Below are 15,127 nucleotides of genomic sequence, written 5' to 3'. Positions count from 1 at the left end.
CTAAAACGTGGTCAAATACGTCAATACATGTATACAGGCAAACTATATAGTCGATATAACTTTCAAATTTCAAAGAATAACAAAACAATATGTCATCTAAACCCCTACTCTTATTTCATGGTTCTTCAAACTATCGAGAATCTCTTGAACCAAAACTAGCTATAGGCGATGGGGAAATGGACAATGCCTTTGGCATATATGCCGTTGAAGATAAAAGAATTGCTCAATTATTTGCAATTGAATATCTCAGCTTATCCAATGAAGCTCGATTCAGCATAAAATTTGAGGATGACTTCGTTTATGTTGAACTTTATCAATGTAGTGTCAATTGGGATCGGCTTGGTTATTTATATACGCTCCCTTCAGAGAGCTTTGTAAAAGTTGATCACATGCAATCGGTGTCATCAGAAAGTGTTTTTCCCACAAAAGTTGAGCCTGTCAATCCTTACGATTTCAAAGCACATATACATCAACTATAAAAATAAAGGTATTTATAATATGAGAAATGTATCCATCTATTTTGAGCATTGATTTCAATAGATCTCTCAAATGATAAAAAATACGAATACCCCATAAAAATTTTAATTTTCACTAAGAACGATTCGATTTTACAAAACTTTGCTGCACGAAAAGTGTTACAATAGCTCCGATTTTTTATTCTCAAGACGACCTATTCGGTGTCTTTACTAATAAACGTTAGGACAAGCAATGACTGATAATGCAACTATCTTGCAGCACGTACCTGTAGGCAAAAAAGTTGGGATTGCCTTTTCTGGTGGTCTCGATACTTCAGCAGCTTTATTGTGGATGAAGCAAAAGGGTTCAGAACCTTATGCATATACTGCAAACTTAGGCCAACCTGATGAAGATGACTATGATGCGATTCCAAAGAAAGCTGAACAATACGGTGCAGTCAAAGCTCGATTAATCGATTGTCGTTTACAACTTGCACTTGAAGGTATTGCTGCGATTCAATGTGGTGCATTCCACATCAGCACTGGTGGTGTTCCTTATTTCAATACTACACCTTTAGGTCGTGCAGTAACGGGTACAATGCTTGTCACTGCAATGAAAGAAGATGATGTAAACATTTGGGGTGATGGTTCGACTTATAAAGGTAACGATATTGAACGTTTTTATCGTTATGGTTTATTGACCAACCCAGCGCTTAAAATTTATAAGCCGTGGTTAGACCAAACCTTCATTGATGAGTTAGGTGGTCGTGCAGAAATGTCACAATTCCTCATCGACAATGGTTTTGACTATAAAATGTCAAAAGAAAAAGCATATTCAACTGACTCAAACATGTTGGGTGCTACTCACGAAGCAAAAGATTTGGAATACCTTGATGCTGGCATCAAAATCGTTGAACCAATCATGGGCGTTGCATTTTGGAAAGATGATGTAAAAATTGATGCGGAAGAAGTATCAATCACTTTCGAAGAAGGCTTCCCTGTTGCATTAAATGGTCAACGTATCGAAGATCCTGTTGAACTTATCTTAGAAGCAAATCGTATCGGTGGTCGTCATGGTTTAGGTATGTCTGACCAAATTGAAAACCGTATTATCGAAGCCAAATCTCGTGGTATTTATGAAGCACCTGGTATGGCTTTATTGCACATTGCTTATGAGCGTTTAGTGACAGGTATTCATAACGAAGATACGATTGAACAATATCGTATTAACGGTTTACGTTTAGGTCGTTTGCTTTACCAAGGTCGTTGGTTCGACTCACAAGCACTTATGCTACGTGAAACAGCACAACGTTGGGTGGCTAAAGCTATTACGGGTACGGTCACTCTAGAGTTACGTCGCGGTAATGACTACACCATTATGAACACTGAATCTCCTAACCTCACTTATGAAGCTGAGCGTTTAACAATGGAGAAAGGTGATTCAGTATTTACACCAATGGATCGTATTGGTCAGTTAACGATGCGTAATCTGGATATTACTGATACCCGTGCAAAACTTGGTCTTTATACAGAAACTGGTTTACTTTCTGTAGGTCAAGGTTCTGCAATTCCGCAACTTGGAAATAAATCAAAATAATAAATTGGTAAATTAGCTTACTAATTTGAAAAGGCTGAATATTTTATTCGGCCTTTTTTATTCTATTCAGAAAAATACATTATATTTAATCATTGCATTTATAGAACAATATGTCGCAATTAAGGACTATTTATCATCATTATGAACCAATAATATATGCATTAAGCAAAACATAATAATTGGGAGATGCAGCATGAATGCTTATCTACATCGTAGTGAAAACCGTGGCCATGTAAAAGCGGGATGGTTAGATACCTATCATAGTTTTTCATTTGGGAGCTGGTACAACCCGAAATACATGGGTGTCAGTGCTCTCCGCGTGATTAATGACGATACCATTGCTGCACATAATGGTTTTGGTACTCACCCTCATGACAACATGGAAATCTTGACTTGTGTTCTTGATGGTACCATTTCCCATAAAGATAGTATGGGCAATGAGGGTCAAATCAATGCGGGTGAATGGCAGTTGATGAGTGCGGGTACAGGCGTTACCCATAGTGAAATGAATAAGCATGATAAAGCGGTACATCTATTACAGATTTGGATTCAACCGAATGTACAAGATGCTGAACCAACTTATCAGCAAATTCACCTAAATCCGAAAGATCATCCTAACCAATGGCATTTGATTGCAGGTGATGAGTCTGCACCAATGTTAATTCGTCAAAATGCAGAAGTGAAAACTGCTGTTCTTGAAAAGGATCAACAATTGGAGATCAGTGCAAAGAAAAAAGTGAACTATGTTCATGTGATTTCTGGTGAAGTTATGATTGCTGATCATGTTGTCAAAGCTGGTGATGCTTTACTGTTTGATGAGACTGCAACCATTACCGCATCACAAGATAGTCAAATGATTTGGTTTGATTTGCCTTAATGGTCTTTCTAAGTTGTAGACATTAAAAAAGCCCGATTTACGGGCTTTTCTACAACCTTGAACATTTTTAAAAACGATCTCAATCGTTTCGTTCGTTGTTAGCTGATGTATACGGGTTTGTCATAACGTTTATTATCCAGGCAAGATTTCTCTTAAATCCCAAATCGTATATGACTTCCGTATTGTTTAAATTATCATCAACATTTGATTAGGTCAAGTGGGTTAAACTTAAATACTTTTGTAGACCAATAAATAAAAGATTATCGCCGAAAAACAACAACGTCGGAAAATAAAAACGCGTTAAACACCCGTAAAAAAGACCTACAAGCTGCTGATTCGCTTATAAGTCCTTGATAAATTTTGGTAGGTATATCCAGACTCGAACTGGAGACCTCTACGATGTCAAGATTGCGTCAAAGTGAATCTAATCTACTGAATAATAAGCATATTATGTGCTTTTTTTGCCTAAAAATCAGGTCAAAAACAGCTTACCTAACTTCAATAAAATCAGTCATTTAGAAATTCATTCCCCGAAAGTTTTTCGAGCATTTTTTGATCAAAAATAAAAGTTAGCTCTATAAAATTCGGGGGTGAAATTACAGTAATTTTAACCTTTCGTTTATGGTTAAGTTCCATTGATGAGCATCCAACTTTCTGCGTAATGCTGCTTTCTCAGATTCATCTACATAACCCCAAGCGACGAATGAACCATCTATGAAATAGTCGTGTACAGATGAAGCAATATTCGGGTTAATTTTACGGATAGCATCACCATACTCCTTCCACCACTGGCAACACCAAATCATGCAATGAGCTAAAGCAATCGTATTCATGTCTGCCGTTCTATGTTCTCTATGGCTAAATAAAGCGATCAGATGATGGACGTATTCAACCGCTACAGGAATTTGATCAAGTGAGATCTCGTCTATACCTTTCACACTAAAACGTTGGTGTATGAGTTTGTAGGCTTCAGAAAAGTTGAGATGTTGTGACTTTGCCACAAGCATATTTACCGCATCGTTTAGAACTACACGTTCGGTTTTATGATTTTTGGTTTTAGGCTGCACGTCCCTATCCAAAATATCTAAAACCCATTTGCGGAATTCTTTTGCGACAGTAGTCTTTGCAAACATAGCAATCAAATGACATCCACGTAATGAAAAAACTCTAACTTCTCGCTGTTGACCCTGCAACGTCATTTTGACGTTACGGGTCATTTGGTATGAGAACTCATCTAAATTACGCTCATATATTTTATTAACTGCATCATCTCTCGCATACCCTAAAGCTTGACCAAGCTCACGAGAAGTAATCCACGCCTGCTGATCACACTCGACAATATTAAAAGTTGTTTCATGGAAAGTTAGTGATAAACTAGCCATATCAATATCTCCATAGGTATTGGTAAGTGCCCCGCGATCCGCCAAGATTCTTCGGGGCATTTTTTATAAAATAATGTCCACTGGACATATTGCAAATATATATGTCCACTTGATACCATGTCAACAGGATTTCTTAGGAAGATGTCATGGGTAAACATTTAGGTGTTGCTTATAATTTGCGTTTACCGCAAGAACTAAAAGATAAAATTGCAGAATCTGCGAAAGAACTGAATCGCTCTATGAATGCGGATATTGTGGCGAGGTTAGAAGAAAGCTTTTTAAGAAATGAAAGCTCAGTTCCTCCACGTTCAGAAGTTAAGATATTTCATTTAAAAAACGGTAAAAAACGTGTTGTTTATGGCAAGCTTTTAAACAACCTTAGCCTAGATTACACACAAGAACTTGAGCAACTTCGAGATGATATTCATCTTTCTCTTGAAGTATTAAGTGGTTCTTCATTTTGGAATTCATTAAAGTTTTTTAATAAAGAAGTACTTGTCTATAAAGGCGACAATCATATTGATGTTGTTGACAACGGCGAAGGTAGTCTTGGATGGTTAAGAGTTGAAGACCATTACACTAATGAATATATGGAAAATGTGAATAATAAAAATGATCGATAGTAAGTCACCACTTACTTTTTATAGGTAATACATAGCCCTCTACTTCTAGAAGCAAGAGTTTTAGGGATTAAAAAAGCACCGTGAGGTGCTTTTTTTTTAATTACATTTCTTCGAAATGATAATTATTTGTAAAATATGTATTGTATCCACTATTCACAAAAAAGTTATTTAACCATGAAACTACTAATGGAAACCCTTTCTCAGTTAGAGAGGATTCTAGCCAATCAGTTTTATCAAAATTTTCAGGTATTATTTCTTCCGCCCCAAAACGAACTACAAAATGAAGTTGAAAAAAACCATCTTCTAATTCACCCAAAAAGTCTTTAGCATCAATTCTGAAAATTAATAAAAATTCTTTTCCAGAAGCTTCCTCTTCATTAGGGATAACTATTTTAACTTTAACAGGGAGTATATCTGATTTTTTTGGTTTATTAAAAAACCTGATTATTTGATCATCAGCTCTAAAAACAAACTGTAATACTTTGTAATCTAAGATACTGAATTTCATTCCAAACCACCTAAATACATTGATGAACTTTAATGTACAAACTGTTGTACAGGAGGCTCAATAAATTTACGAGCCTCAGCATATGACGGTTTCTTTAGCCCTATCTCAGACTCTAATCCAAAACTTTGTTGAACAGCCTTAGGGAACAATTCAACGTGTAATAAATTAGTGTCTGCACTTAAATTTTTAAAACTATCTTGGGTTAGTGTTTCAACAAATTTATTTGAAAGATAGAATTCTTGAATTGATGTTCTTTTGGACTTTTTTACTGCTGTTAAATAAACATATTCATCATAAATCGATTGATATTTTATTAGTTGAATGCCTATGCTTAGTTCGTTGCGTTTAGCAACAAGTGACTTTTCAACTTTTCTAACTCTTGATTTTTTTACCAAATAAAATGATAAAAAACCTGAAACTACAAAAGCTATAATTAGGACTACTAAAGTAACAACCTCAAAGATCATGACATTTCCTCCTGACCACTTTCAGCTAGTTTAACACTAAAAAAATAGAAAAAACAAAATCCTACTATAAAACTAAACAAAGCCATAAAAAGAGAAGCACCCAACAATACCCAATGTCTCATAATGCCTTTTGCATCATTGATAAAAGCAAATGTCAAAAAAATACTTACTAGAATTATTAAAAATATACATACATAACTTATTGTATTTTTTTCTTCACCTAAACACTTGATGTGCTTTGCTTCCATCAATACGGATAAATAAATAATGAGACTAAATAAAAAAAAGTCAGTTATAGAGATCAAGCTAAAACCAGGCAAGTAAGGCGACGGAGCAATCCCCCAAACCATAAGTCTAAGAATAATTGGTAATGCAGCAATCCCTACAGTACCTACTAACCACTTAACGGCTAAGGGCGAAATTGAGAATGCTACAATTTCTTGCTTTGAAAGCATACTTAATATCAATAAGATTTTTTGGAATGATATGAAATAAAAACAAAAATAACAATATGTTATATAAAATAAATAAAAAAAGCGCCCTTAAGCGCTTTCTTCTACTAGTTTAGGGGTTCTTGGTTGTTTAGGAATCTGTATTCCTACCAAATTTTCAAGAAAACTAACATTCATATCTAAAGCTTTAGCTATATCTTCAGCATAAATTTTCTTCTTAGCAAGCATTGTAAAACATGCTTGAAGAAGCTCAGGTCTTTCTTTTGGAATTAAGTGATCTTCTTTCTCAGTAATTGCTTCACTTCGTTTTCTCAAAGTAACTACACCACTCGTATATTGCTCTTGAGTGAGTAGTCCTAAAGATTTAGCTCTATAAAGAATTGCAGCCTTACTTACTTTCCAAGTTTGTTTAAACTCACTAAGTTTGTCCCAATCATAACGCCCTGCTCTAAACCATGTTGGGAAATGAGTACGCATCATCGTTTGAGGAATCAAAAAAGCTGAGGCGAACTGATTTGCTTCAGACTCAGTAATACGATCCCCTGTAACCATGCCATCGTGCAGCACTAAATGACCGAGTTCATGAGCAAGATCAAAACGCTGGCGACACTCACTCTCTTTCGCTTCATTACGAACAAAGATTGGACGTGCTGTTGCTAACGAAAGCGCATCTACTTCTGTCGATAATGATTTAAAAGTAGTAACGACTACACCATGTGACTCACATAAACGAATCATGTTACTGATCGGTCCTAAACCCAGTCCCCACTCAACACGACACTGTTCAGCAATCGCTTCTATAGAACCAGAACGACTAGAATCTTGAATATCATATTTAGGCAAACGAAGTTTAGAATCTAAATATTCAGTTAAACGCTTGAGGTATTCACCGCGCGCAATAATAACTTGTTTAGTAGTTACTTTCGTAGATCTCAGACTTCTAAAATGGATTTGCTCTTCCTGTAATACAGGTTTTACATGAGTGAATAACTCTTCAGGAACATTAAAGTAATTCGCAGCTTGTTGAATAAATTGAATACTAGGAATGGTTTGTCCTGTCTCAACTTTGTGAACATACTGCCGTGTGCACTCTAGGTGCTGACCTAACTCTTCCAAAGACAGTTGGTTAAACTGTCTTAGAAGTTTTAGTTCTAATCCATTAAAAGGCGTGTTCATAATGACATTGCTTGTTACGACTATTTGAATTTAGTGTTTAAATCTTCATCTAAAAGATCATCTTCATCAGGATCTTCAATAAATGGAGCATTAAGCTCAACAGATTCAGGAGTAATTGGGTCTACCAAATGTAACTTATTACCATCTAAATTGTCATTAGATCTCCAATAAGCAACTGGTACAGTGGCTAAATTAAAACCAACAAACTCAACAAATGCTTCGTCTTCATCAGTTTTGGGTTCATTTAGAATAAATTTCCATATCACTGGTTGATTGTCATCAAACTGGAATAAGTCATAATTCGTTGGCGTATATTTTCTTAGTTTTAATGATTTAGGATCAGTAGAACTTCCTTTGCAAAAACCAATCTGAGCGTAACCAACTTGAAAAACAAATCTAAATGTTCCATCTTTAAGATGAACTTTTACTGGACAATCATCTGAAGCAATTAATTTTTTAAACTGTTCATACGTGCGACCAAAAATTGTTGTACCACGTGTATAGTTATCATCATTTTCACTATTTAATACTTCGTGAACATCATGATAAATTTCGAGCATTGGTGTTGCAAAGTATCTCAGCACCTCGTCTGTTAACTGAGGCTCAAAGGCTGAAGGAGGATGTAATTTATTACCGTCATTCATAAAATTATAAGTCCAAAAAATTTGAGATGTGGGTTAAATACAACTTAGGACTAAATATAAACTTTGTCAACCAAATTTTGCGACTATTTTCATATTTTGTCAACCAATAAAGAAAACTGAAAACTCGTTAGCAAGCTACAAAGTTTCAGCAACTAGAATTGCAGAGCTTAATTAAGCACTGATACAATGCTTTCAAACATTTATCAAAATTAAATTTATGAAATATATAACCTTTATATTACTAGCTCTAATTTCAGTTCAAAGCTATGCAAAGAAATGTGCTGACTTTACTACACAACAAGAAGCTCAATCATGGTACGAAAAAAGAAAGAAATCGGGTCAAACAGGATGGAAAAGTTTGGATCGTGACGGCGATGGTCAAGCATGTGATTGCTTGCCGGGTGGAAATGGCAAAAAATGCCCAAAGAAGAAAAAATAAGGAAATAAAATGAAGTTTAATTTTTCGTTGGATACAGCAATTATTATTTCTCTAATTGCCATTTTTTTATATGTATCGGGGCAAGCATATTTAGGCGGCTTATTACGTCCCTTTTTTGTCGACCCAGTAGTTTTAAATTTTAGCATTCAAGATAAAATCTATTGGGGATTTCTGAAAGCATTAAGCCCTTTAATCGCTATTTTCCTAACAGGAATAGGTCTCTATGTTGTACGATATATCTATGTTTCTCTAGATTTAGATCAAACGATCGTTGATTTTTTAAGACGAAAAATCAAATTTCGTTTAAAACACCAAGTTAAACCACATAATTCAAGTCAAATAGATGAATTGGGAAAAAACTATACAACTTTTACTATTTATGTATCTCTAATCGTAGGTTGTTCAGTTTTAATATTTACATCAATTCTTGATACACAAGATAAAGGCAAGAAAAATGGTACTGACATTCTTGCCAATATTAATGAATTACCTTTAATCAAAATTACTGGCTCTGAAACCGATTTAAAACAATACCGTATCTTATGTGGCTCTGCCCTATGTGCCGTGATTGATGAAAAGAAAAATGTCTCAATGGTTGAACCCAAAAATGTTGTGTATTTGAGTTCTAATTTTGCTGAAAAGCCTGAGAAAAATAGTTAAGTAAGCTTGGAGAAATAGTGTGCTCTACCCGTGTTTATGCTGTGGTTACTTAACCAGAGGTGAACCATCAAACGATGACTATGATATCTGCCCTGTATGCTTCTGGGAGGAGGACCCTGTTCAATCAGAGGATCATGATTGGGCTGGCTGTGCAAACGTGCCTTCACTTAATCAAGCTCCTGAAAACTTTAAAAAGTATGGAGCAATGGAAGAACGGTTTATTAAGGATGTTAGAAATCCAAAAGATGAAGAGATTCCAAAGGGTTAATCATTTGTGATTAGTTTTGATTTCTACCTTTGCAATAAAAATACATAAAAGTCCGTACACCCTGGCTCATTTTGCTATCATGTTGCCAAAATAAAATATAACGAGGGTTTTAAACTTGGCAACGCCATATATCGTAATTGGTTGCCCCACGACGGGCGGCGGTAAAGTTATTTCAGGAAATAGTAGTTTCTTAATCGAAAGTAAAGCCATTGCTTGCGTTGGTGATAAAGCTACCTGCCCTAAACACCAGACTGTTTCAACGATTATTAGTGGTGATCCATACATGCAAGTGTTTGGAAAAGCTGCTGCCCGAGTGAATGATTCTTTATCTTGTGGCTGTAAGCTATTACCACAACAAAATCTTGCTGTTCAGGATAATGGTGGTGGTAGTTCAAGTGCGTCATCGTCAACATCCTCTAAAGACAACCTAAGTAGCTTCCTAAGCTCAGAAAGCTTCGGACATAGATTCCAATTAAAGGATCAATTAACAGGAAACCCTCTAAGTAATATCTGCTATGAAATTGAGAAAAATGGCGAAATTATTCATGGTACGACTGATGATCAGGGTTTTACTGAGCTAGTCACGAATACGAGTGCAGAAGAAGTAACTATTAGCATTATTTATGAGGAGCATCAACATGGATAAAAATCCCACAAAACAATCAGCTAAAATAATAGTAGCAAATGCAACAGCAAAATTATCTAAACTAAAAAATAATCAATCACCACCAACCACCGAAATAAAAATTGAAACCAAAAGAAAACTAACATCTGGTGAAATTAAGATGTGTCAGTTGGTATTCAAAGATGCTATTGATTACTCAAAAGTATGGCTTCATATCGGTGGTTTTATTCATAGCGCTACAGGTAATGCCATGACACCTGCGGGAGAAATAATGTTACCCCGCTCAGAATATTTAGAAACACCAGATTTCAGTCAAACAATTGGAGAAAATCGACATTGGTTTATACATGAAATGACTCATGTCTGGCAGTATCAAATGGGTACTTCTGTAGGTTGGCTAGGTTTAAAACAGTTATGCAAAGGTGGTTATACATCTAATGTGCAATCAGCAGATTCTGGTGGAGAGCTCAAAGCATACGACACTGACATACTTGGCAGAGATTCAGGTAAAAAGTTTAATGAGTTTAACTTTGAACAACAAGGACGCTTAATTGAGTTTTGGTTTGATGCTTGCTACCTCCAGAACGTAAATCCTTCCCGACCACATCATATACAAAGTTTAAAGCTTTTAGGGTATGTTGAAAGAATCTTGAGAGATTTTATTCTAAACCCACATGATAAATCATTGTTACCGAGCAGCTAAAGATGATAAAAAAGAGCTTAAAATTTAGCCTTGTGTTGACTATAGGTATTGTATTAAATGCATGTAGCCAAGGTCCGCGGCCATTAGAGATAACCATTAAACAAGATAATCTATGTGCATTTACAAACAGTATTAAAACTTACTATGGTGTTGATAATACATTTTTAATTTACTTGGGTAAGATTGACTATACTAAAGAGTTCAAAAGTACCTACGAAAAGCTTTATAAAAATGCGCCTCTTCCAATAGATGAAAAAAATTGTGTTCTAATACCTATCAAGGAAATCGAAAAAAATATTGCTTATGAGATTGTATTAAGTACAAATAAAAGCTTTAAAACAAATGTTTGTTTAATTGATCGTAACAATAACTTATCGATTAAATACGTTGACCCTGGTAAATCTACCTGTGATTAATCCATGTACAATCTAAAGCCCTCTAGAGGGCTTTCACACAAATTCCAAAGAGCTAATTATTTGTGATTGGTTTTTGTTTTACCTTTGCATTTAACACAATCTTAAATAGTAAATAAACCATGAGAATGTTAGGATTATTTATCTTATTTTTATCAGGTCACGCTTTCGCAAATCAATTGCATGAACAACTATATTTATCAAAAACTCAAAACTCTTTGTGTCTGTATACAAATAATCCCAACTCTAAATTACGGGATGACAATATTGCACTTATAAATTTAGGTATACCCGGCAGTAATGCTCGATCTGTTTCAGAAGTTGTGGTTGATAACCTAAAAGCCCCTCCTCGACACAAATCAGATTGCCTACTATTTTCATTAAAGGATGTTACTGAATCAGGACCATATTCGCTCATCTTAGATATGGACAAGACATATGCTGCAAACTTCTGTCTTGTGGTAGATGATAAGAAAAATACATCTATTCATAAACTAGGTAGCCAATTACAGCGTCAACAATCTGAATACAAAAATCCTTTTAGCATTTCATTAGAAATCAAAAAAATTCTTTATAAAATTAAGAGTTTTTTTAGTTCGCTAATTAAATGATCTAAATAAATTATATAGACCTATATTTAAATCATGCATAAATATTTATTCTTAGCCTTTTTATCTCTTCCATTCCATGTGTCGGCCACTTCATCCCCATATAGAGGTGGTGAAGTGAGTATTGAACTAAAAAATAATAAACCATGTTTTTATATTAATGATACACAGCAAAAAGGTATATTTAACCTCGTCATACTTAATTTATCTCAAGATAGTACGGAATCTTGGATTTATGAAAATCATTTTGAAAATAACTATCCGACAAAAACCAATTGTATTCTTCTTACAGAGAAAAATTTAAATAACTTTAAAGGTTTAAAAGAAAATACACCATATAGTGCAACATTGGGTGGGGTGAAAAAAGCTTACAACAAAGATTTTTGCGTTAAGAAAAGTTCAGGAAAACTTGTATTGCAAGATGTCCAAGGGACCAAGTGCACAGATATAAAGCCAAGTTTTTGGGAAAACATAAAGAACTTTTTTAAATAGTTTTATTCGGATGCTTTCCTATAGATATCCCCTGAGCATACCCAAATAGAGGATAAACCTTGAATTTTAGGATTCTTTATTTCAATGTTAACAAGATCATAGAATATGAAAATTAAATTTCCCAGCCTATTTTTTCTACTTAATTTTTTTATATTTATAAGTGGATGTAATCCCCAAAGTAAAGACTTAGAGGTAACGCTAAAAAATGACCATTTGTGTGCATTCACAAATAATCCAAAAACTCACTATGGATTCGACAATACTATTATAGTCTCTACAGGTAAAATAGATTTTACAAAAGAATTTCAAAGTAATTATGAGCAACACTATAAAAATGGAGTGTTACCTATAAATGAAAACACCTGTACTAAAATACCATTAACTATTTTTGAAAAAAATGTTGCTTATGAAATAACGTTAGAAACAAATAAAATCTATCATAGAAGTATTTGTATTTTTGAGGACAATGGTCATTTCAATCTTAAATATATTGCCCCTAGTAAATCTACCTGTGACTAATACACATTTTATCTAAAACCCTCATCAGATCATCCTCACATAAATTGAACTCACCAAAAACAAAAAAGCCCACTTTTTGAGTGGGCTTTAATATACTGTTTTCACAGTGAATTCTGGTAGGTATATCCAGACTCGAACTGGAGACCTCTACGATGTCAACGTAGCGCTCTAACCAACTGAGCTATACACCTAGAATGAAAAGCATGATATGCATTTTTCAGACTGATCACAAGTTTTTTTGAGCCTGTTTGATTGCAATCGCACAGTCTTTAAGCAACTTCTTAAATTGAGCAAGTTCTTTAGCATTGCCCTGCTCCAAAAATACGATTTTCTGATACAACACAACCACTTGTTTAAAAGCTTCCTGATTTTCAAGATCAACCGATAAACGCTGCATCCAAGCCTGAAATGTCTCAGCTGGCATTTTCTGCATATGCTTAGGAACAGTTTTTTGAAATTTTAAAATCATTCTATGGTATGGTGCTTGCTGTTGATTTCGATGCCATAATGAGAAAAATATATAAAGAAGTAATATTCCTGCTACGCCACAAATCAACATGACAACGTAACCATAAGTCGTATCTAATCCTATTTTAGATAACCAGCTTTTCTGTTTATCAACATCATAACCGACAACCTTACTCTGCCATTGATAACCCAGATAATCGCTCCAAATACGGACATTTTTCAAAAATTTAAATTGTTGCACCTGCCAAGCTTTGGTCTGCTGATCTCCCCAGATCCGCTGATCCTGAGTTAAATAATCTTGCATACTAGTATCGAATCGTTGCGGTGCGATGATTGCCGTTGGGTCTACCCGTTGCCACCGCCCATCTAAATACACCTCACTCCATGCATGTGCATCTAACTGACGAACTTCCCAACTTTTTCCATCAAGAGCACGTTGTCCGCCTTGGTAGCCAGTGACGACTCGCGCAGGAATACCCACATATCGCATTAACATGACGAAACTTGATGCATAATGCTCACAGAAACCTGTTCGACTAGAAAATAAGAATTGGTCGATGCGATTTCCGCTCAATGTACCGGGGGTTAAAGTATAAACAAAGCCATTTTGCCTATACCACGTCAATACTGCTCGAACGTATCGTTCAGGATGACGCTGACTCTGTTCAAACAATTCATTTGCTAATTCTTGCGCCTTTTTATCCAAATCCTCATTAAATCGAGTATTTAACTCAAATTGTTGAGCTGATAAAACGCGACGCTCTGCACTTGTACGACCCAACCATTGCATTTGTATAGGTTGGTTACGTTTGATCAATTTAATTGGACGAATACTATCATCTTGATAAAGCTGCAAATATCTTTCTTGCGGAATAGAATATTCCAAGCCCATAATCCAATTACTTTGCTCGTCTGCGGGTAAATATTGATATGCCACACGGCGTGAACTGTTAGGTATCCCTCTTATCTGTTGATTAACATAACTACTGGTCCAAGTTACACCATCATATTCATCCAGAACCAAAGCACGCCAATACAATTCTTGTCGTGTTGGAAACTGCTGCATATTTGCAATAATCCGAAAAGCCAACGCCGTAGACTGCGATAAACGTGCAATATCTCCAGGTGACATACGATCACTGATACCTGTTATTGCTTGGTCATTTTGAATTGGAATCGCCCAAAGTGGCGGAAGTCGAGGAAAGAAAATGAATAACAAAATAAAAAATGGCGTGGCAATACCAATGAACTTAAAAATTTGTTTAGCATCTTGCTTTAATTGATTTGAAGATAATCTATTTTGGTTAAACAAACCTGTTTGAATACGATATAACCCCATCAAACACATAACAAATGTTAGCAGGACAATCAAAGCCATCCAAAATGCTTGGCTATGTAACAGCAAGCTAGCAGCTACAAATAAAGCAAAATTAAATACAATCAATAAATCACGTGTTGTTTTCGCTTCCAGACTTTTGGCAAATAAACACGTACTTAATAGAGCTACACCGGGTTCCACCCCCAACAAGCTTTTATAATGAAAATAGATTAGACCAAATGAGATAGCGATAAACCCAAGAAGGATAAGTTTAGATATCGGTGTTAAATCCTGCTTGTGATAACGCCACAACATTAATAGCCATACAATTCCCCAAAAACCACTCAAGGTGACAGGAATAAAAGCCAGCTGTCCAATCAAGATACAAATCAATGCGGTCAAAACAGAAAAATAATTTTGCTTTGTCATCATG

At 35.2% G+C, this 15,127-nt stretch carries 20 protein-coding genes and 1 tRNA gene; 13 read left to right on the top strand and 8 right to left on the bottom strand.

Going from position 1 to position 15,127, the window contains the following annotated elements; all coding sequences use genetic code 11:
- The first annotated feature begins 89 nt into the window (after positions 1-89).
- The 3 genes from F2A31_RS05875 to F2A31_RS05865 all read left to right on the top strand — a co-directional run bounded on the left by F2A31_RS05875 (position 90) and on the right by F2A31_RS05865 (position 2,929).
- Positions 90-479: a hypothetical protein gene (locus F2A31_RS05875; RefSeq protein WP_150025583.1), complete on the top strand. Its 390-nt coding sequence runs from the start codon at positions 90-92 to the stop codon at positions 477-479.
- A 229-nt stretch (positions 480-708) separates the two neighbouring features.
- Positions 709-2,052 carry an argininosuccinate synthase gene (gene argG, locus F2A31_RS05870; RefSeq protein ID WP_075315351.1) on the top strand — a complete coding sequence of 448 codons (1,344 nt, stop codon included), beginning with the start codon at positions 709-711 and terminating at the stop codon, positions 2,050-2,052.
- Positions 2,053-2,245: 193 nt separating this feature from the next.
- Complete coding sequence (locus tag F2A31_RS05865; protein ID WP_075315347.1) at positions 2,246-2,929, top strand: pirin family protein; 684 nt, start codon at positions 2,246-2,248, stop codon at positions 2,927-2,929.
- A 596-nt stretch (positions 2,930-3,525) separates the two neighbouring features.
- Here F2A31_RS05865 and F2A31_RS05860 read toward each other — a convergent pair.
- Positions 3,526-4,311, bottom strand: coding sequence for a BRO-N domain-containing protein (locus tag F2A31_RS05860; RefSeq protein ID WP_150025582.1), 786 nt, complete (start codon positions 4,309-4,311; stop codon positions 3,526-3,528).
- A gap of 146 nt (positions 4,312-4,457) precedes the next feature.
- On the opposite strand from F2A31_RS05860, the gene F2A31_RS05855 reads away from it, so the two are divergent.
- On the top strand, positions 4,458-4,934 hold the full coding sequence (locus F2A31_RS05855; RefSeq protein WP_150025581.1) for an Arc family DNA-binding protein: 477 nt from the start codon (positions 4,458-4,460) through the stop codon (positions 4,932-4,934).
- Between the two features lie 100 nt (positions 4,935-5,034).
- Here the strand turns inward: F2A31_RS05855 and F2A31_RS05850 are convergent, their stop codons facing one another.
- From F2A31_RS05850 to F2A31_RS05830, 5 genes are all read right to left on the bottom strand, one after another.
- Entirely contained in the window at positions 5,035-5,442 is a 408-nt protein-coding gene (locus F2A31_RS05850; protein ID WP_150025580.1) for a hypothetical protein, read from the bottom strand.
- A 29-nt stretch (positions 5,443-5,471) separates the two neighbouring features.
- On the bottom strand, positions 5,472-5,909 hold the full coding sequence (locus tag F2A31_RS05845; RefSeq protein ID WP_150025579.1) for a hypothetical protein: 438 nt from the start codon (positions 5,907-5,909) through the stop codon (positions 5,472-5,474).
- Positions 5,906-6,364: a hypothetical protein gene (locus F2A31_RS05840; protein ID WP_150025578.1), complete on the bottom strand. Its 459-nt coding sequence runs from the start codon at positions 6,362-6,364 to the stop codon at positions 5,906-5,908. The genes F2A31_RS05845 and F2A31_RS05840 overlap by 4 nt, the downstream gene beginning before the upstream one ends.
- A gap of 87 nt (positions 6,365-6,451) precedes the next feature.
- Positions 6,452-7,537, bottom strand: a complete 1,086-nt coding sequence (locus F2A31_RS05835; RefSeq protein WP_150025577.1) for an XRE family transcriptional regulator — start codon at positions 7,535-7,537, stop codon at positions 6,452-6,454.
- 20 nt (positions 7,538-7,557) lie between these two features.
- The gene (locus F2A31_RS05830) at positions 7,558-8,181 is read right to left on the bottom strand and encodes a hypothetical protein (protein WP_150025576.1); all 624 of its coding nucleotides are present in this window, start codon (positions 8,179-8,181) and stop codon (positions 7,558-7,560) included.
- 217 nt (positions 8,182-8,398) lie between these two features.
- Between F2A31_RS05830 and F2A31_RS05825 the strand changes: the two genes are divergently transcribed.
- The 9 genes from F2A31_RS05825 to F2A31_RS05785 all read left to right on the top strand — a co-directional run bounded on the left by F2A31_RS05825 (position 8,399) and on the right by F2A31_RS05785 (position 12,908).
- Positions 8,399-8,620 (top strand): excalibur calcium-binding domain-containing protein, encoded by a 222-nt coding sequence (locus F2A31_RS05825; protein ID WP_130161278.1) that lies wholly within the window; start codon positions 8,399-8,401, stop codon positions 8,618-8,620.
- A 9-nt stretch (positions 8,621-8,629) separates the two neighbouring features.
- On the top strand, positions 8,630-9,280 hold the full coding sequence (locus F2A31_RS05820; protein WP_150025575.1) for a hypothetical protein: 651 nt from the start codon (positions 8,630-8,632) through the stop codon (positions 9,278-9,280).
- A gap of 19 nt (positions 9,281-9,299) precedes the next feature.
- Positions 9,300-9,548, top strand: a complete 249-nt coding sequence (locus tag F2A31_RS05815) for a CPCC family cysteine-rich protein (protein WP_150025574.1) — start codon at positions 9,300-9,302, stop codon at positions 9,546-9,548.
- 115 nt (positions 9,549-9,663) lie between these two features.
- Positions 9,664-10,194, top strand: coding sequence for a PAAR domain-containing protein (locus tag F2A31_RS05810; protein ID WP_150025573.1), 531 nt, complete (start codon positions 9,664-9,666; stop codon positions 10,192-10,194).
- Positions 10,187-10,876 (top strand): hypothetical protein, encoded by a 690-nt coding sequence (locus tag F2A31_RS05805; RefSeq protein ID WP_023013334.1) that lies wholly within the window; start codon positions 10,187-10,189, stop codon positions 10,874-10,876. The genes F2A31_RS05810 and F2A31_RS05805 overlap by 8 nt, the downstream gene beginning before the upstream one ends.
- A gap of 2 nt (positions 10,877-10,878) precedes the next feature.
- Positions 10,879-11,292 carry an NF045616 family extracytoplasmic (lipo)protein gene (locus F2A31_RS05800; protein WP_150025572.1) on the top strand — a complete coding sequence of 138 codons (414 nt, stop codon included), beginning with the start codon at positions 10,879-10,881 and terminating at the stop codon, positions 11,290-11,292.
- A gap of 125 nt (positions 11,293-11,417) precedes the next feature.
- Positions 11,418-11,900 carry an NF045616 family extracytoplasmic (lipo)protein gene (locus tag F2A31_RS05795; protein WP_150025571.1) on the top strand — a complete coding sequence of 161 codons (483 nt, stop codon included), beginning with the start codon at positions 11,418-11,420 and terminating at the stop codon, positions 11,898-11,900.
- 33 nt (positions 11,901-11,933) lie between these two features.
- A complete protein-coding gene (locus F2A31_RS05790) occupies positions 11,934-12,389 on the top strand; it encodes an NF045616 family extracytoplasmic (lipo)protein (protein ID WP_150025570.1) in 456 nt (151 codons plus the stop codon).
- A gap of 105 nt (positions 12,390-12,494) precedes the next feature.
- Positions 12,495-12,908: an NF045616 family extracytoplasmic (lipo)protein gene (locus tag F2A31_RS05785; protein ID WP_150025569.1), complete on the top strand. Its 414-nt coding sequence runs from the start codon at positions 12,495-12,497 to the stop codon at positions 12,906-12,908.
- A 114-nt stretch (positions 12,909-13,022) separates the two neighbouring features.
- Here F2A31_RS05785 and F2A31_RS05780 read toward each other — a convergent pair.
- Together F2A31_RS05780 and F2A31_RS05775 are read right to left on the bottom strand one after the other, a co-directional pair.
- A tRNA-Val gene (locus F2A31_RS05780) sits at positions 13,023-13,099 on the bottom strand.
- 35 nt (positions 13,100-13,134) lie between these two features.
- Positions 13,135-15,126: a transglutaminase family protein gene (locus F2A31_RS05775; protein WP_150025568.1), complete on the bottom strand. Its 1,992-nt coding sequence runs from the start codon at positions 15,124-15,126 to the stop codon at positions 13,135-13,137.
- Position 15,127: the final 1 nt, after the last annotated feature.

Source organism: Acinetobacter suaedae, assembly GCF_008630915.1.
GTDB classification, from domain to species: domain Bacteria; phylum Pseudomonadota; class Gammaproteobacteria; order Pseudomonadales; family Moraxellaceae; genus Acinetobacter; species Acinetobacter suaedae.
The sequence above is the reverse complement of the archived record's forward strand: the minus strand, read 5'-3'. Positions and strand labels throughout refer to the sequence as shown.